The sequence below is a fragment of the Rhodoferax sp. genome (genome assembly GCF_039922535.1).
Lineage (GTDB): Bacteria > Pseudomonadota > Gammaproteobacteria > Burkholderiales > Burkholderiaceae_C > Rhodoferax_B.
Map to the genome: position 1 here is coordinate 1 of NZ_JBDTEM010000363.1, position 15,931 is coordinate 15,931.

At 62.7% G+C, this 15,931-nt stretch carries 16 protein-coding genes; 7 read left to right on the top strand and 9 right to left on the bottom strand.

The genetic code is table 11. The annotated features are described in order from the left end of the window. On the bottom strand, positions 1-564 hold a 564-nt coding region (locus ABI213_RS17290; protein WP_348027999.1), incomplete at its 3' end, for a putative zinc-binding metallopeptidase. 228 nt (positions 565-792) lie between these two features. Here ABI213_RS17290 and ABI213_RS17295 point away from each other — a divergent pair. From ABI213_RS17295 to ABI213_RS17310, 4 genes are all read left to right on the top strand, one after another. Beyond that, positions 793-2,163: an NAD(P)-dependent oxidoreductase gene (locus ABI213_RS17295; RefSeq protein WP_348005234.1), complete on the top strand. Its 1,371-nt coding sequence runs from the start codon at positions 793-795 to the stop codon at positions 2,161-2,163. After that, positions 2,156-3,457: an NAD-dependent dihydropyrimidine dehydrogenase subunit PreA gene (gene preA / locus ABI213_RS17300; RefSeq protein WP_348005235.1), complete on the top strand. Its 1,302-nt coding sequence runs from the start codon at positions 2,156-2,158 to the stop codon at positions 3,455-3,457. The genes ABI213_RS17295 and preA overlap by 8 nt, the downstream gene beginning before the upstream one ends. A gap of 67 nt (positions 3,458-3,524) precedes the next feature. Further along, a complete protein-coding gene (gene hydA / locus ABI213_RS17305; protein ID WP_348005236.1) occupies positions 3,525-4,967 on the top strand; it encodes a dihydropyrimidinase in 1,443 nt (480 codons plus the stop codon). 13 nt (positions 4,968-4,980) lie between these two features. Then, a complete protein-coding gene (locus tag ABI213_RS17310; RefSeq protein WP_348028001.1) occupies positions 4,981-6,246 on the top strand; it encodes a Zn-dependent hydrolase in 1,266 nt (421 codons plus the stop codon). 118 nt (positions 6,247-6,364) lie between these two features. Here the strand turns inward: ABI213_RS17310 and ABI213_RS17315 are convergent, their stop codons facing one another. Continuing rightward, positions 6,365-6,814 carry a type II toxin-antitoxin system YhaV family toxin gene (locus ABI213_RS17315; protein ID WP_348005240.1) on the bottom strand — a complete coding sequence of 150 codons (450 nt, stop codon included), beginning with the start codon at positions 6,812-6,814 and terminating at the stop codon, positions 6,365-6,367. Beyond that, positions 6,814-7,134 carry a type II toxin-antitoxin system PrlF family antitoxin gene (locus ABI213_RS17320; RefSeq protein WP_348005238.1) on the bottom strand — a complete coding sequence of 107 codons (321 nt, stop codon included), beginning with the start codon at positions 7,132-7,134 and terminating at the stop codon, positions 6,814-6,816. The genes ABI213_RS17315 and ABI213_RS17320 overlap by 1 nt, the downstream gene beginning before the upstream one ends. Before the next feature lie 291 nt (positions 7,135-7,425). Between ABI213_RS17320 and katG the strand changes: the two genes are divergently transcribed. Together katG and ABI213_RS17330 are read left to right on the top strand one after the other, a co-directional pair. Continuing rightward, positions 7,426-9,573, top strand: a complete 2,148-nt coding sequence (gene katG, locus ABI213_RS17325; RefSeq protein ID WP_348028003.1) for a catalase/peroxidase HPI — start codon at positions 7,426-7,428, stop codon at positions 9,571-9,573. A gap of 284 nt (positions 9,574-9,857) precedes the next feature. After that, entirely contained in the window at positions 9,858-10,322 is a 465-nt protein-coding gene (locus ABI213_RS17330) for an Lrp/AsnC family transcriptional regulator (protein ID WP_348008685.1), read from the top strand. 26 nt (positions 10,323-10,348) lie between these two features. Here ABI213_RS17330 and ABI213_RS17335 read toward each other — a convergent pair whose 3' ends face one another. The 3 genes from ABI213_RS17335 to ABI213_RS17345 all read right to left on the bottom strand — a co-directional run bounded on the left by ABI213_RS17335 (position 10,349) and on the right by ABI213_RS17345 (position 12,188). Further along, positions 10,349-10,711 (bottom strand): cytochrome c, encoded by a 363-nt coding sequence (locus tag ABI213_RS17335; RefSeq protein ID WP_348008684.1) that lies wholly within the window; start codon positions 10,709-10,711, stop codon positions 10,349-10,351. Positions 10,712-10,831: 120 nt separating this feature from the next. Then, positions 10,832-11,257 (bottom strand): hypothetical protein, encoded by a 426-nt coding sequence (locus tag ABI213_RS17340; protein ID WP_348008683.1) that lies wholly within the window; start codon positions 11,255-11,257, stop codon positions 10,832-10,834. Positions 11,258-11,306: 49 nt separating this feature from the next. Further along, positions 11,307-12,188 (bottom strand): aldo/keto reductase family oxidoreductase, encoded by an 882-nt coding sequence (locus tag ABI213_RS17345; protein ID WP_348008682.1) that lies wholly within the window; start codon positions 12,186-12,188, stop codon positions 11,307-11,309. Between the two features lie 93 nt (positions 12,189-12,281). On the opposite strand from ABI213_RS17345, the gene ABI213_RS17350 reads away from it, so the two are divergent. Further along, complete coding sequence (locus ABI213_RS17350) at positions 12,282-13,193, top strand: LysR substrate-binding domain-containing protein (RefSeq protein ID WP_348008681.1); 912 nt, start codon at positions 12,282-12,284, stop codon at positions 13,191-13,193. Positions 13,194-13,259: 66 nt separating this feature from the next. On the opposite strand, the gene ABI213_RS17355 is transcribed toward ABI213_RS17350, so the two are convergent. The 3 genes from ABI213_RS17355 to ABI213_RS17365 form a co-directional block, all read right to left on the bottom strand. Beyond that, complete coding sequence (locus tag ABI213_RS17355) at positions 13,260-13,934, bottom strand: hypothetical protein (RefSeq protein WP_348008680.1); 675 nt, start codon at positions 13,932-13,934, stop codon at positions 13,260-13,262. Continuing rightward, positions 13,934-14,908 (bottom strand): MYG1 family protein, encoded by a 975-nt coding sequence (locus tag ABI213_RS17360; protein ID WP_348028005.1) that lies wholly within the window; start codon positions 14,906-14,908, stop codon positions 13,934-13,936. The genes ABI213_RS17355 and ABI213_RS17360 overlap by 1 nt, the downstream gene beginning before the upstream one ends. A gap of 129 nt (positions 14,909-15,037) precedes the next feature. Next, the gene (locus tag ABI213_RS17365; protein WP_348008678.1) at positions 15,038-15,835 is read right to left on the bottom strand and encodes an outer membrane protein OmpK; all 798 of its coding nucleotides are present in this window, start codon (positions 15,833-15,835) and stop codon (positions 15,038-15,040) included. Between the last annotated feature and the right edge of the window lie 96 nt (positions 15,836-15,931).

Consider the following 15,931-nt stretch of genomic DNA (forward strand, 5'->3'; position numbering starts at 1 on the left):
GTGGTCGTGGCCGGTCAGCACCGGCTTGTCGGGCTCGGGGCGCAAAAAGTCGAACGCCAGACCCAGCTGCTTGGGGTGGTGGGGCTGGCGCGGCTCTACCGGCAGACCCATCACCATCAGTTGCGCCACCAAGTGGCGCTTGGCGATTTCCAGTGCCCGCCAAGCGGCCAGGTTTTCGGGCACGGAGGGGTCGGACACGGTACGGTTCAGGCTGCAGGCCAGGCACACCGCGCCGGGGTTGGCATCGCCGGCCAGCAGCCAGTTGCAGCCAATGGCGTGCAGGTTCCCGCAGCGCCGGTAGCGCGGGCCGTCGGGGGACTTCCACAGCGTCCACAGATCGGGCTGGTCGGGAACGGCGGCCAGGGGTTCCAGGCGCGACGTGCTGGTCAAAAAGCCCAGCGGCGTGTGGCAGACCAGACATTCGCTGTTGCGAAAGAACACCGGCCGGCCGCACTGGCAGACGTAGGCGCGCGAGCCTCGGATTGCCCCTGTGTCTGCCTCGGGCAGAGTCCAGAAGCTATCGAACAGGGCGAAGGGGCGAAATACAGCGGTAAAAAAGTCCATTGCCCTAGTCTATGTGCAGCCGGGCCGGATTGTCTGTGCGCTGGACCACACAAGACCGGGTTTGTCTCCCCGGTAGATTCCCTATGCAGCTGGCACGGGTTTTGCAATATCGTCTGCACTTCTTGACCATTTGGTCAGGATTTGGACGCCCCCAGCCAATTCCGGGCATGGCGTGCCGCACATTGGTGCAGTACGCCCCGTCTGGAACCCTTAGCCACAGGAGTTACCGTGCCAGAGACTTCCTCCACCGCCGCGCCGGACATCCGCGCCGGCCGCCTCAGCGCCGCGCAATACGCACAGCACTTTGCCGACGCAACCCCGCCCATGAACGCATCCCAGGCCATGCTCGAATCCGAGCGCTGCCTGTACTGCTTCGACGCGCCCTGCCAGACCGCCTGCCCGACCGACATCGACGTGCCCAGCTTCATCAAAAGCATTTCCGATGGCAATCTACGCGGCGCGGCCCGCACGATTCTGGAAGCCAACCCGCTGGGCGGCATGTGTGCCCGCGTCTGCCCCACCGAAGTGCTGTGCGAGCAGTCCTGCGTGCGCAATACCCAGACCGACACGCCGATCCAGATCGGCCGCCTGCAGCGCCACGCGGTGGACGCACTGATGGCCAGCAGCAAGCCCCAGCTGTTCACCCGCGAAGCCCCCACCGGCAAGCGCATCGCCGTGGTCGGCTCCGGCCCGGCCGGCCTGGCCTGCGCGCACCGCCTGGCGCGGCTGGGCAACGACGTGGTGATTTTTGACGCCCAACCCAAAGCTGGCGGCCTGAACGAATACGGTCTGGCCAGCTACAAAACCACCGACGACTTCGCGCAAAAGGAAGTGCAGTGGCTGCTGGACATTGGCGGCATCAGCATCCAGAACGGCTGGCGCTTTGAAGGCGCGGCCTCGCTGGACAAGCTGCAAGCCGAGTTTGACGCCGTCTTTCTGGGCCTGGGCCTGTCCAAGGTGCAGGCGCTAGGCGTACCCGGCGAAGACCTGGCCGGGGTGCGCAACGCGGTGGACTTCATCGCCGAGCTGCGCCAGATCGAGCATGTGAGCCAGCTGCCCATCGGCCACAACGTGGTCGTCATTGGCGGCGGCATGACGGCTGTGGACGCGGCCGTGCAAGCCAAGTTGCTGGGTGCCAAGGTGGTACATATGGTCTACCGCCGTGGCGTGGAAACCATGGGTGCATCGGCTGCCGAGCAAGAGTGGGCGCAGACCAACGGCGTGGTGCTGCACCAGTGGATGGCCCCGGTAGAGATTCTCGGCGCCAACGGCCATGCCACCGGCGTGCGCTTTGCCCAGCAGGCGCTGGTCAACGGCCAAATGCAGCCCACCGGCCGCGAGCTGACCTGGCCCGCCGACATGGTGTTCAAAGCCATCGGCCAAAAGCTGGACGACAACCCGCTGCAAGCCATCGGCCTGACCCTGCAGGGCGGCCGCATCGTCACCGCCGAAGACGGCAAAACCAACTTGAAGGGCGTGTGGGCCGGTGGCGACTGCCGCGCCGGTGGCCGCGACCTCACCGTAGAAGCCGTCGAGCACGGCAAACGCGCCGCTGAAAGCATGCACAAGGAACTGAACTTGGAGGCCACCCATGGCTGATCTGTCTACCGTCTTTGCCGGGATCAAGACCCCGAACCCGTTCTGGCTGGCTTCTGCGCCGCCGACCGACAAGGCCTACAACGTGAACCGCGCTTTTGAAGCCGGTTGGGGCGGTGTGGTCTGGAAGACGCTGGGCGAGGCCGGGCCGCCCGTGGTCAACGTCAACGGCCCGCGCTACGGCGCACTGCTGTCGAACGACCGGCGCATGCTGGGCTTCAACAACATCGAACTCATCACCGACCGCGATCTGGAACTGAACCTGCGCGAGATCACCGAGGTGAAACGCCTGTGGCCCGACCGCGCCATGATCGTCTCGCTGATGGTGCCCTGCGTAGAAGAGTCGTGGAAGGCGATATTGCCGCGCGTGGAAGACACCGGCGCCGACGCCATCGAGCTGAACTTCGGCTGCCCGCACGGCATGAGCGAACGCGGCATGGGCGCGGCCGTGGGCCAGGTGCCTGAATACATCGAAATGGTCACAGCCTGGTGCAAGCAGTATTCCAAGCTGCCGGTGATCGTGAAGCTCACGCCCAACATCACCGACGTGCGCCTGCCGGCCCGCGCCGCCAAGCGCGGCGGTGCGGATGCGGTGTCGCTCATCAACACCATCAACTCCATCATCGGCGTGGACCCAGACACATTGATGATGTCGCCCACCACCGGCGGCCTGGGCTCGCACGGCGGCTACTGCGGCCCGGCGGTGAAACCCATCGCGCTGAACATGGTGGCCGAGATCGGCCGCGATGCCGAAACCCGTGGCCTGCCCATCAGCGGCATCGGCGGCGTGGGCAACTGGCGCGACGCGCTGGACTTCATCGCGCTGGGCGCGGGCACAGTGCAGGTCTGTACCGCCGCCATGGTGTTCGGCTTCAAGATCGTGCAGGAGATGGCGTCTGGCCTGTCGGACTACATGGACAGCAAGGGCTTCAAGAGCCTGGACGACTTCCGTGGTGCGGCCCTGCCCACGGTGAAGGAATGGAAGAACCTGAACCTGAACCACGTCAGCAAGGCCGTCATCAACCAGGACTCGTGCATCTCCTGCGGCCGCTGCCACATCGCCTGCGAAGACACCTCGCACCAAGCCATCACCAAGATGAAAGATGGCGTGCGCCACTTCGAGGTGATGGAAGACGAATGCGTGGGCTGCAACCTGTGCGTTACCGTCTGCCCCGTGCCCAATACCATCAGCCTGCGTGATTTGAAGCCCGGCGAAAAAGACTTACGCACCGGCGTCATCGTGAGCGATAGACATGCAGACTGGACGACCCACGCCAACAACCCCATGCGGGCTTGAATTTAAGAGAAATCGGCCTCTAGCGCATGTAACACCTGCGCAAGCAGCTATTTAATTAGGAGCACCCATGAGCAATGTTTTGATCCGAGGCGGCACCGTGGTGAACGCCGACCGCGCATTCCGCGCCGATGTTTTGTGTGTAGACGGCAAGATCGCCGCCGTGGGTGAGAACCTGGTCACCCCACCGGGGGCCGAGGTGGTGGACGCAGGCGGCCAGTACGTCATGCCCGGCGGCATCGACCCGCACACCCATATGCAGCTGCCATTCATGGGCACGGTGACCATGGACGACTTCTACAGCGGCACGGCAGCCGGCCTGGCCGGTGGCACCACCACCATCATCGACTTTGTGATCCCTGCGCCTAAGCAGCCGCTGATGGACGCCTACCGCACCTGGCGCGAATGGGCCGAAAAGTCCGCCGCCGACTACAGCTTCCACGTCGCCGTCACTTGGTGGGACGAGAGCGTGCACCGCGACATGGGCACGCTGGTGCAAGACGAAGGCGTGAACAGCTTCAAGCACTTCATGGCCTACAAGAACGCCATCATGTGCGACGACGAAACCCTGGTGAACAGCTTCAAGCGCTCGCTGGAACTCGGTGCCATGCCGACGGTGCATGCCGAGAACGGCGAGCTGGTCTACCTGCTGCAAGCCGACATGAAGACCAAGGGCATCTTCGGCCCCGAAGGCCACCCGCTGTCGCGCCCGCCCGCCGTGGAGGCCGAGGCCGCCCAGCGCGCCATCGCCATCGCCAATGTGCTGAACGTGCCGATCTACGTGGTGCATGTGTCCTGCGCCGAATCGGCCGAGGCGATTGCCCGCGCCCGCGCTGCGGGTCAACGTGTTTACGGCGAAGTGCTGGCCGGCCATTTGACGGTGGACGACAGCGTCTACCGCCACCCCGACTTCGCCTACGCCGCCGGCCACGTGATGAGCCCACCCTTCCGCAACAAGACCAACCAGGACGCGCTGTGGCACGGCCTGCAAGCCGGCCACCTGCACACCACCGCAACCGACCACTGCACCTTCTGCGCCGCGCAAAAAGCCGCCGGCAAAGACGACTTCAGCAAAATCCCCAACGGCTGCGGCGGCGTGGAAGAACGCCTGGCCGTGATCTGGGACGAAGGTGTCAACAGCGGCCGTCTCACACCCAGCGAATTCGTCGCCATCACCTCGGCCAACGCCGCCAAGCTGTTCAACATCTACCCGCGCAAAGGCTGCGTGGTGGCCGGTGCCGATGCCGACCTGGTGGTGTGGGACCCAGCGGGCACCAAGACGCTTTCCGCCAAGACGCAGAGATCGCTCGGCGACTTCAACATCTTCGAAGGCCGCACCGTCACCGGCATCCCCAGCCATACGCTGAGCCAAGGCAAAGTGGTCTACGCCAATGGCGACTTGCGCGCCGAGCGTGGCGTGGGCAAGTACGTGAAACGCCCACCGTTCGGCCCGCAGTTCGATGCGCTGGCGAAGAAGACCGCGCTGCACGCGCCCCACCCTGTCAGCCGCTAAATTGGAGCCGAATATGGACACCGCACTCGCACCTCTCTCCGAAAAAATCCAGGCCCTGCGCATCAACGGCGACCGGCTGTGGGCATCGCTGATGGAGCTGGCCCAGATCGGCGCCACGCCCAAAGGCGGCGTCTGCCGCCTGGCCCTCACCGAGCTGGACAAACAAGGCCGCGACCTGGTCACGCGCTGGGCGCGCGAGGCCGGCATGAGCGTCACCATCGACAAGATCGGCAACGGTTTCATGCGCCGCCCAGGCCGCAACAACAGCCTGCCACCGATCATGACCGGCAGCCACATCGATACCCAGCCGACGGGGGGCAAGTTCGACGGCAACTACGGTGTGCTGGCCGGCATTGAAGTCGTGCGCACGCTAAACGACCACGGGATTGAGACCGAGGCACCCATCGAGGTCGCCTTCTGGACCAACGAAGAAGGTTCGCGCTTTGTGCCGGTGATGATGGGCTCGGGCGTGTTCGCCAAGGCCTTCACGCTGGAGCATGCCTACGCGGCGGTGGACACCGAAGGCAAGAGCGTGCACAGCGAGCTGGAACGCATCGGCTACATCGGCGACCAGGAGCCGGGTGACCACCCGATTGGTGCCTACTTTGAAACCCATATCGAGCAAGGCCCGGTGCTGGAAGATAACGACGTGACCATCGGTGTGGTCAGCGGTGTACTGGGCATACGCTGGTTCGACTGCACCGTCACCGGCATGGAAGCCCACGCCGGCCCCACCCCCATGGGCCTGCGCAAAGACGCTCTGCTGGCCGCTACCCACATCATGCAAGACGTGGTGGCCGCAGCCCACCGCCACGCGCCGCATGGCCGTGGCACGGTGGGCATGGTGCAGGTGTTCCCGAATAGCCGCAACGTGATCCCCGGCAGCGTGAAGTTCAGCATCGACCTGCGCAACAGCACCGACGCCTTGGTGGACCAGATGGTCGAAGAAGTCAAAGCCTTTGCTGCCAAGGTGGGCCGGGAACATGGCGTGGATGTGAAGATCGAAATGGTCTCCAGCTACAACGCCATCGGCTTCCACCCCGACTGTGTAGACGCCGTGGCCCGCGCTGCCAAGAACCTGGGTTATTCCAACATGCCCGCCGTCTCCGGCGCCGGCCACGACGCGGTCTACATGGCCAAGCTAACGTCCAGCGGCATGATCTTCATCCCCTGCAAAGACGGCATCAGCCACAACGAGATCGAGGATGCCAAGCCGGAGCACATTACGGCCGGGTGCAATGTGCTGCTGCATGCGATGTTGGAGCGGGCGGGGACGTGAACGCCGCAAATATTTAAACGAAATAGGCCTCTGGCGCAGGTATCACCTGCGCTGGAAGCTCCTTATTTGGTAGCAAATGTGGAGCTTTTTTGCTTTATGCGTCGGTACAGGTGACCCACTACGCCCAATCCTCCTTGGTCGCAGCCACTAACGCCGTCCAGTCGTCCGGAGGGTCTCCGCGCTGTAGCATTTTCTGAAACACGGCATATGGGTCGCTCTTGCTGCCGGAGGATCGCAAGGTGTTCTCGTCGTTCACCCAGGCAAAGATAATGACCTTGGTTTTGAAGTCAAACCTAAAAAACAAGCGAAACCGCCGCCCGATCTTGGCCCGCCGCCAATGCCTGAATGCGGGGCCCATCGTGTTGCCTTGGCGGTACTCTTCACGATTAGGGTCGCTTGGCACGGTCTCCAACATGAGCTGCGACAGGGCTAGGAAAAGTTTGAAATTGGCGTTCGATGTAAACCCTGTTGGGTCCTGGGCTTGTGCACGTTGCGCGGCGGCTTGCAGTTTCTGGAGTTGCGCAATCAGACAGTCGTGGAATAGCAAGTTCCAGCCATGGCGCTGGATCACAGCGCCACATCACCGTCAATGTCTGCACCCAGATCGACAGGCTGTTGGATAAGCTCCAACATAGCCTGCGCCAGCCCTTGGGGGAGCGTGGAGAGCTGCTGACCCGAGGCAATGCCTTTTTCCAGCAGCGCCAAGAACCCTTCGATAGCGGGGTCCGTGTGGGGCTCGTCATCCACACGCGTCACGATGACTTGCGGGCCCAGCATGTCGAACGCCACCTTGCCGCCAAAGTTCACGCCGAGTACCTGGCGAATGGATTTTGGCAAGGTGATCTGGCCCTTGGATGTGATGGTGGCGACTTCGTGGATAGCGAGCATGGCTGAGTTTCCTTTCCATTGGAGACGTCAATTGTAAGGATTAATCCTTACTTTCGTCAAATTTACCCTGCCAGCGATAGACGGCATAGCCGCCCACCCAAGGCCATCTTTGAAAAACCCTATCCGATACATAAATTTTATTGAATACGGATACTCATAGTAATTAATTACCATGCTTGATCGTGCCGAACATCTGAAAAGCGGTCAACAAGCGCATATTTCGGCCTGACCACTGCGGCACGATGACCCTGTCCATCCAGCGAACCCAACGACAACACCAAGGAGCTCCCCATGTCCACCGAAGCCAAATGTCCGTTCCACCATGCTGCCGGCGGCGGCACCACCAACAAGGAGTGGTGGCCCAAGCAAGTGCGGGTGGATTTGCTCAACCAGCACTCCAGCAAATCCAACCCACTGGGCGAGGCCTTCAATTACGCCGAAGAATTCAAGAAGCTGGACTACAAGGCGCTCAAGGCGGATCTGGTCAAACTGATGACCGACAGCCAAGACTGGTGGCCCGCCGACTTCGGCCATTACGGCCCGCAGTTCATCCGTATGGCCTGGCACAGTGCGGGCACCTACCGCATCCAGGACGGCCGGGGCGGTGGTGGCCGGGGCCAGCAGCGTTTTGCGCCACTCAATTCTTGGCCCGACAACGTCAACATCGACAAGTCGCGCCGCCTGCTGTGGCCGATCAAGCAAAAGTACGGCCAGCAGATTTCGTGGGCCGACTTGTTCATCCTCACCGGCAACGTGGCGCTGGAATCCATGGGCTTTCGCACCTTCGGCTTTGCCGGTGGCCGCGAAGACGTGTGGGAACCCGATATGGACGTGAACTGGGGCGCCGAGACCACCTGGCTGGCCACCGACAAACGCTTTAGCGGCGACCGTGATCTGGACAACAACCTGGCCGCCACCCACATGGGCCTGATCTACGTGAACCCCGAAGGCCCCAACGCCAGCGGCGACTACATGGCGGCCGCCAAGGACATCCGCGTCACCTTCTACCGCATGGCGATGGACGACGAAGAGATCGTCGCCCTGATCGCCGGTGGCCACACCTTCGGCAAGACCCACGGCGCAGCCCCCGAATCGCACAAGGGCCCAGAGCCCGAAGGCGCGGGCATCGAAGCGCAAGGCCTGGGCTGGCACAGCAACTTTGGCAGCGGCCATGGCAAAGACACCGTCTCCAGCGGCCTGGAAGTTACCTGGACCACCACCCCGGCACAGTGGGGCAACAACTTCTTCGAGAACCTGTTCAAGTTCGAGTGGGAGCTGACCCATTCGCCCGCCGGTGCCAAGCAGTGGGAGGCCACCAACGCGCCCGAGATCATCCCCGACGCGCATGTACCGGGCAAGTTCCAGAAGCCGACGATGCTGACGACCGACCTGACGCTGCGCTTTGACCCCGAATTCGGCAAGATCTCCAAACGCTTCCATGAAGACCCACAGGCCTTTGCAGAAGCCTTTGCCCGTGCCTGGTACAAGCTGACCCACCGCGACATGGGCCCGAAGGCCCGCTACCTCGGCCCCGAGGTGCCCAAAGAAGACCTGATCTGGCAAGACCCGCTGCCCGCTGCAACCCACGCGCCAACAGCGGCAGACATTGCCGAACTCAAGGCCAAGATCGCAGCCTCGGGCCTGTCGGTCAGCCAACTGGTGTCGGTGGCCTGGGCTTCGGCCTCCACCTTCCGCGGTGGCGACAAGCGCGGTGGTGCCAACGGTGCGCGCCTGGCGCTGGCCCCGCAGAAGGACTGGGAAGTCAACCGCATCGCCGTGCAGGCGCTGCCCAAGCTGGTCGAAATCCAGCAGGCATCGGGCAAAGCCTCACTGGCCGATGTGATCGTGCTGGCGGGCAGCGTTGGCGTGGAGCAGGCCGCCGCCGCAGCGGGCGTAGCCGTAGCGGTGCCGTTTGCGCCGGGCCGTGTCGATGCCGCGCAAGCGCAGACCGATGTTGAATCCTTCGCCGTGATGGAGCCGCTGGCCGATGGTTTCCGCAATTACAAAAAAGGCCCTATCGGTGCCGCCACCGAAGCGCTGCTGATCGACAGAGCCCAGTTGCTGACCCTGACCGCGCCCGAGTTGACCGCGCTGGTCGGCGGCCTGCGCGTGCTGGGTGCCAATGCCGACGGCAGCCAGCACGGCGTGTTCAGCGACCAGGTGGGCGTGCTCAGCAATGCCTTCTTCGTCCAACTGCTGGACATGGGTACCGAGTGGAAAGCTGTGGACGGTGCAGGTGAAGTGTTCGAAGGCCGGGACCGCAAGAGCGGTGCGGTGAAGTACACCGGCACCCGCAATGATTTGATCTTTGGCTCCAACGCGGTGCTGCGCGCTTACGCAGAGGTCTATGCCAGCGCGGGCGGTCAGCAGAAGCTGGTGGCGGACTTTGTGGCGGCCTGGACCAAGGTGATGAACCTGGACCGTTTCGACCTGGCGTAACGCATTCAGCCCTGGGTAACGTCCATCACGGATGCTACCCAGGGCGAATCGAGAGCTAAAAAAAATCCCCGGAGCGTTGGTGCGCTCCGGGGATTTTGTTCATGTGCCACTGCCTTTGTGGGGCCGGTGGGTGCGCTGCTGGCTTGTGGCCAGGGTGGCTGGGGTCTGTGTGTTGCAGAGATTTCAGTGTAGGTGCAAGCCGCGGGCAGAATATTGCGTTTTTGCCGCTTAATTCTTGTTTATTGGCATAATCTGCCAATATTTATAGACCTCAAGGCATACACATGGATTTAGACCGGTATGACAGGCAAATTCTGGAGATTCTGCAGGTCGATGGCCGCGTCAACAACCAGGAGCTGGCAGACCGCATTGGTTTGTCGCCCTCGCCCTGCCTGCGCCGGGTGCGGGCGTTGGAAGAGTCCGGCCTGATCCTCGGCTACCGGGCCTTGCTGGATGCCAAAAAGCTGGGGCTGTCGTTGATGGCCCTGGTGCACATCTCCATGGACCGCCACACGCCGGAGCGGTTCGCCAACTTTGAGGGATCGATCACCGTGCTGCCGGAGGTACTGGAGTGCCTGCTGATCACCGGGCAGGATGCCGACTACCAGATCAAGGTGGTGGTGCGCGATATGGACCACTACCAAGATTTGCTGCTCAACAAGCTGACGCGCATTGAAGGCGTGACCGGCGTGCATTCCAGCTTTGTGCTGCGAAGGGTGGTGGACCGGACCGCGATGGCATTGTCTTGAGCTGCTGCCCCCCGCTTAAAACAGCGCTATTTCACCGCCTTCAGATAGCGCTGGATGGCGGCGACTTCCAGGGGCGTAGGAGGCTTGCCCTTATCAGACTGGAAGCTTGCATCCTTCCAATGCGGCATGGTCTTGTCCATAAGTTTGCCGTGGTCGTCTATACCCTGGAGCACTGCCCGCTGGAATATCTTCAAAGGCCACGTACTGGCATCACCCGCGAGGGGGGGACCCTTCACATCGCCCTGACCGCCTTTGCCACTATCGCCATGGCAGACAGCGCAGTTGGCGCTGAACAACGCATTGCCATCCAGATGGGCCGTGCTGGCTTGGGCAGTGGCCCCCAGGCTTAGCGCCGACACCACAAAAACTAGACTGGTCAGTGGGTACATGGCCTAGGCCCTCACAAAGGTAAAAATCCAGTCTACATCCGTTGCCGTGGCGACGGTTGCCTCATTAAAGCCCGCAGCAGTAATTGACAGGCAGTCATTTCGTACCGCAGTGGAACGGAATCAGCGGGCCGCCAGTCGGCTGCACAGCGCTGCATTGTCTGCCTCCAGTTGCACGATGCGCTGCTCTGCAGCCTGCAGCGTTTGCGTCAAACGCTGGACTTCCACAGCAAGGCCATCCGCCACCTCGGTCACCCGCTCCCGCGTGCCGTCACGGGTCTGCGCCAGCTGGGCGCTGATGGTGTCCAGCCACGCCATGATCTCCACCCGCGTCGTGTCCTTGTGCAGCGGGTTTTGCAGCGTGGCTTTTTTCACATCCGCACGGCGGCATAACTCGGACTGGGTGACGCGGCCAAAGTTGAAAGGGTAGATGCCTTGGTGCGCCGCGATCTCGGCCTCAATGTCGCGCATGGCCTTGTGCAGGCGGGCCAACGCGGCCTCGGTGCGGGCATTGGGTTTCTCAGGGGACGGGATGGAATCGATGGTCATGGCAAAAGTTTAAGCCCCCTGCGCACTGCGCAAGGGCTCCAGCGCCAGATCAGGCGGGCTTGTGTTCGCCCACGATCTGGTCCAGCACAGCAACGGTGCTGCTTGGCAGCGTGAGTTGGGCGGCAGCCAGGTTTTCGCGCAGATGGCCCACCGACGACGTGCCGGGAATCAGCAGGATGTTGGGGGAGCGCTGGAGCAGCCAGGCGAGTGCCACCTGCATGGGTGTGGCACCGAGTTCTGTGGCAACTTCGGATAACCTGGCCGACTGCAGCGGTGTGAAACCACCGAGTGGAAAAAACGGCACGTAGGCGATGCCTTCACGGGCCAAATCGACGATCAGCGCGTCATCGGCCCGGTGCGCCAGGTTGTACAGGTTCTGCACGCACACGATAGAACAAATGCTACGCCCTTGCGCAATTTGCGTGGGCGTGACATTGCTCAAGCCGATGCCGCGCACCAGGCCCTGCTGCTGCAGCCCGGCTAGCACGGTAAGCGGTTCTTCCAGAGAGCCTTCGGCCGGACCATGGATGCTGAACATGCTGCGCAGGTTGACCACGTCGAGCACCTCCAGGCCCAGATGACGCAGATTGTCGTGGACCGCCTGGGTCAGTTGCTCACGCGAGAAGGCCGGGTTCCACGATCCGTCCGCGCCGCGCAGGGCACCAATCTTGGTGACGATGGTGAGGCCGTCGCGGTAGGGGTGCAGCGCCTCGCGGAGGATCTGGTTGGTAATGTGCGGGCCGTAGAAGTCGCTGGTGTCGATGTGGTTCACACCGCTTTCCACGGCCTCGCGCAGCACGGCGATGGCGGCAGAGCGGTCTTTCGGTGGTCCGAATACGCCGGGGCCGGCGAGTTGCATGGCACCGTAGCCCAGGCGCTTCACGCGGCGGCTTCCGAGGGTGTAGGTTCCGGCTTTGTTGATGTCGATCATGTTCATTCTCCAGTGGTGAGCCGTGAATGTAGGGAAGAACAGCGCGTACGATAAGTAGGTTGAATCAGCACAGGTTGTGCGAGAAGGCGAACAATGGCAACAAACTTAGGCGACCTGACGGCATTCGTGGCGGTGGCACGCGCAGGCGGTTTTCGCGGCGCGGCCATTGCCAAGGGGGCCAGTGGCGGGAGCGCATCCAGCCTCAGCGAAGCCGTGCGCCGCTTGGAGACCCGGCTGGGCGTGCGGCTGCTGAACCGCAACACGCGCAGTGTCGCGCTGACCGAAGCCGGAGCCCGCCTGCTCGAACGCCTGGGCCCGGCGCTGGTAGAGGTTGAGGCCGCGCTGGACGTGGCCAATGGGTTTCGCGACCGGCCGGCCGGTACGCTGCGGCTGAATGTGCCGCTGAGTGCGGCGCGCCTGGTGCTGCCCCGCATCGTGCCGCCTTTTCTGGCCGCCTACCCCGACATCGTGTTGGAGGTGATCGCCGAAGAAAGCTTTGTGGACATGCTGGCGGCGGGCTGCGATGCGGGCATCCGCTACGAGGAGCGGCTGGAACAGGACATGGTGGCCATCCCCATTGGCCCGCGCAAGCAGCGTTTTGCCGCAGCAGCCGCCCCCGCCTACCTAGACCGGCGTGGCCGGCCCGCGCATCCGCGCGAGCTGCTGGGCCACGCCTGCCTGCGCGGCAAGTTCGCCAGCGGGGCCATGCCTGCCTGGGAGTTCGAGCGGGATGGCGAAACCATCAAGGTGGAGACCAGCGGACCGCTGATCGTCAGGGTCGGCGGTGCAATTGAGTTGGCCGTGGAGGCCGCGGTGGCCGGTAGCGGGGTCATTTACTTGTTTGAAGACTGGCTGCGTCCGTACCTCGACAGCGGCGCGTTGGAGCCGGTGCTGCCAAGCTGGTGGCCCAGCTTCTCCGGCCCGTATCTGTACTACCCCAGCCGCCGCCAACTGCCTGCGCCGCTGCGCGCGTTTATCGACTTCATCCAAGCGCTACGGCCGTAGATTTTTATAAAAATCAGCCTCCAGCGCAGGTAGCGCCTTCAGCAGCAGCTATTTATTCAATAGCATTCAGACTTTGCGCATGAACTTGAAGATCAGCACCCAAAAGCTCAGGATGAGCGAGGCCACGGGGAACTGCAGCGCGGTGGGCATGAGGTAGATGGCGACCACGCCCGGAATCCACACGCACCACAAGGCCACCAGCAGCGGCAGGTAGCGGCTGCTCAAAAAGTCGGCCGAGAAGATGCGCTGCCAGGCGCTGGCGCGAAAGCCGTCTTCGCGCCAGGCAAACAGGGCGATGACGGCAAAGTTGGTCATGGGCGAATACACAAACTGGTCCAGCAGCATCTTTTTGGCGATGGTGGCACCGTCATTGCCCTCGCCAAACAGGCTGACCTGCAGCGCGTAAAACAGGTCCACGGTGATGCCGATGGAGCCAAACACCAGCGTGGCGTAAGCCATGTCGGCCAGCAGTGTGCTGCGCACCCGCTGCCGCAGCACGGCAATGCCCAGCAGCTCAGGCACCAGCACGGCAAACATCGCGTAGGTGGCAAACGAGAACGGGTGGCCCCAGGCCAGCTTCACCGCGCCCCAGTGCGACAAGCCTGCCTGCACAGCGGGGCTCCAGGCATAGGCCAGGGTGAGCGCCACCAAACCCGCCCACAGCACCATGCCCGGCAGCAGGTTGGCTTTGACGGCCGAGCGGACTTGCTGCAGGGGCGTGGGCGGGCTGGGGCGGTCCATCAGGCGGGTTCGGCCAGTGCCAGTTCGGCCAGTCTCAAAGCGCCGTCAAAGCTGCGGGCCCCGCCGATGAACAGGTTGAGGTGGCAGAACACGCTGTCTTCCACACCGGTCACCGCCGCCAGTTCCTGGTCGCGCAGACCGGCCCAGCTGGCGGGCAAATCCATGCGGGTGTCGAACGAGCCGGGCTCTACCGGCACGGTCTTGATTTGGTACTGGTTGCCGTCGGAATCGGGGTAGATGACAAACATCACCTCGGGCATTTCATCGACCACCACGCGGGTCCAGGGCATGCCGCCCTCGCGCAGGTGCAGCAGCTTGCCGCCCAGCAGACGCGGGGCCTGGCGCACGGTGTCCATGGCGCGGATCTGCGCCACTTTTTTGCCGATGGCGTGGTCCAGAAATTTGCGCGTGATGGCGATGGCCTCACGGAAGCGGGTTTCCAGGAGTTGGGCTTTGGCCGCCAGGTCCAAGCCCTGCTCTTCCAGCCAGTGGGTGTTGAGCTGCGCGACCAGCGACGACAGGCCGAAGATGCCGGGGGCCACGTCGCCCTGCCCGGTGTCAACAATGTCGAGGTACTGCACCAGCGAGTGGTCGATGGTGTTGACGATGCTGGCCATCGCCGCGTCGTCCAGCGTTTGGTCGTGGCGGGCCGCCCAGGCGCTGACATACGCAGAACCGAAGGCCGACCACACCAGGCCGGCGCTGGCGTAGCCCACGCCGGGCACGGTGTGGCCATCGACCAGGCGCTCTGGGCGCGCGCCTTCAAAGCCGCGTTGGTGGTGGTCAAAACGGCCGGTAGCCGCATCCCAGGTGCCGCCGACATCGACCACGAAGTCGGCGGTTGCGATCAGCGCCTTGTCGCGGGTACGCAGCAGCGTGTGCGATGGGAAAACCCCCATCAAAACGCCCACGCCAAAAACGTCGTCGGCGTGGAATGTGCCACTGTGGGTGGCAATCGTGGTGGTTTTTGTCATCGCCCGATTTTAATGAATCTGCGGCGATGGACGGTACCAGGCGGTTACCTAAAGTTAACGCCTAATCAACCTCTAGCAAAGGTAGCACCTGCACCAGCAGCTACCAAAGTAGTAGCAAACGGGGAGGACTTAGAAATTGTAGCGGACGGTATAGATGAAGGCGTCTTGGTAGGTAGCCGAGCCCAGCTTGTTCTTGGCGTAGCGGTAGCTCACGCCGGTGGTGATATGGGGGGTGGCGTTCCACCAGAACGACAGGGCACCGTTTTGCGCCGTCTTGTTGGAGGTGACGACGCCGCCGTCCCGGGCCATGACCAGGTAGCTGTCCTTGCGGCCCATTTCGGTTTCATGCCAGCTGGTCACCATGAAGGACTGGTCCATGGCCTTGAAGCTGTAGCCGAACACCCAGCCGCCCATCATGCCGTTGTACTGGGTACCGAGGTCGGTCTTGGTTTCGTAATGGGCACCCAAGAACGGCTTGATCCAGAAGCCACCGTTGTTGTACGCGGTGCTCAGGCCCAGCACATTGTTCTGGTCGCGGAAGCCGTCGTCCATGAAGTTGTAGATATGGCCATACAACTGCACCGGCACACCGCCGACTTCGGTCATATTGATATGGGCCACGACCTTCATCGCGTAGCGGCGGTCCATGGCGGAGTTACCGGCATTGTGGGCATCTTTGTCGGGGTTTTCCACGTCAAAGAAGCCATACACATCGCCCCACTTGCCGCCCATGCCGCCTTCCAGCTCCAGTAAGGTGAAGTCTTGTTTCACGCCAAACGGACCCTTGCCTGTCTGGTTCTCTGTGTGGCGGGTCCAGTCCAGGTGTTGGACGCTGACATCCTTGAACGACCAGTTGTCATCGGCATGTGCAGCAGGGACCAGGGCGACGGTGGCGGCCACGGCAGCCAGGATTTTGGTGAATTGCATGGAGGGTTCCAAAAATAAGAATGTGGGATTTACTGCTATGCAAATGCCATGCCAAATACTTGACGAAGTAGTCAGCTTTTTGCACCAAACCGCGGC

Coding starts and splice junctions, on each gene's coding strand:
- ABI213_RS17320 (WP_348005238.1), bottom strand. CDS start 7,134: ATGCTCGCTATCCACGAAGTCGCCACCATCACATCCAAGGGCCAGATC.
- ABI213_RS17335 (WP_348008684.1), bottom strand. CDS start 10,711: ATGTACCCACTGACCAGTCTAGTTTTTGTGGTGTCGGCGCTAAGCCTG.
- ABI213_RS17350 (WP_348008681.1), top strand. CDS start 12,282: ATGGCAACAAACTTAGGCGACCTGACGGCATTCGTGGCGGTGGCACGC.
- hydA (WP_348005236.1), top strand. CDS start 3,525: ATGAGCAATGTTTTGATCCGAGGCGGCACCGTGGTGAACGCCGACCGC.
- ABI213_RS17355 (WP_348008680.1), bottom strand. CDS start 13,934: ATGGACCGCCCCAGCCCGCCCACGCCCCTGCAGCAAGTCCGCTCGGCC.
- ABI213_RS17340 (WP_348008683.1), bottom strand. CDS start 11,257: ATGACCATCGATTCCATCCCGTCCCCTGAGAAACCCAATGCCCGCACC.
- katG (WP_348028003.1), top strand. CDS start 7,426: ATGTCCACCGAAGCCAAATGTCCGTTCCACCATGCTGCCGGCGGCGGC.
- ABI213_RS17330 (WP_348008685.1), top strand. CDS start 9,858: ATGGATTTAGACCGGTATGACAGGCAAATTCTGGAGATTCTGCAGGTC.
- preA (WP_348005235.1), top strand. CDS start 2,156: ATGGCTGATCTGTCTACCGTCTTTGCCGGGATCAAGACCCCGAACCCG.
- ABI213_RS17345 (WP_348008682.1), bottom strand. CDS start 12,188: ATGATCGACATCAACAAAGCCGGAACCTACACCCTCGGAAGCCGCCGC.
- ABI213_RS17365 (WP_348008678.1), bottom strand. CDS start 15,835: ATGCAATTCACCAAAATCCTGGCTGCCGTGGCCGCCACCGTCGCCCTG.
- ABI213_RS17360 (WP_348028005.1), bottom strand. CDS start 14,908: ATGACAAAAACCACCACGATTGCCACCCACAGTGGCACATTCCACGCC.
- ABI213_RS17310 (WP_348028001.1), top strand. CDS start 4,981: ATGGACACCGCACTCGCACCTCTCTCCGAAAAAATCCAGGCCCTGCGC.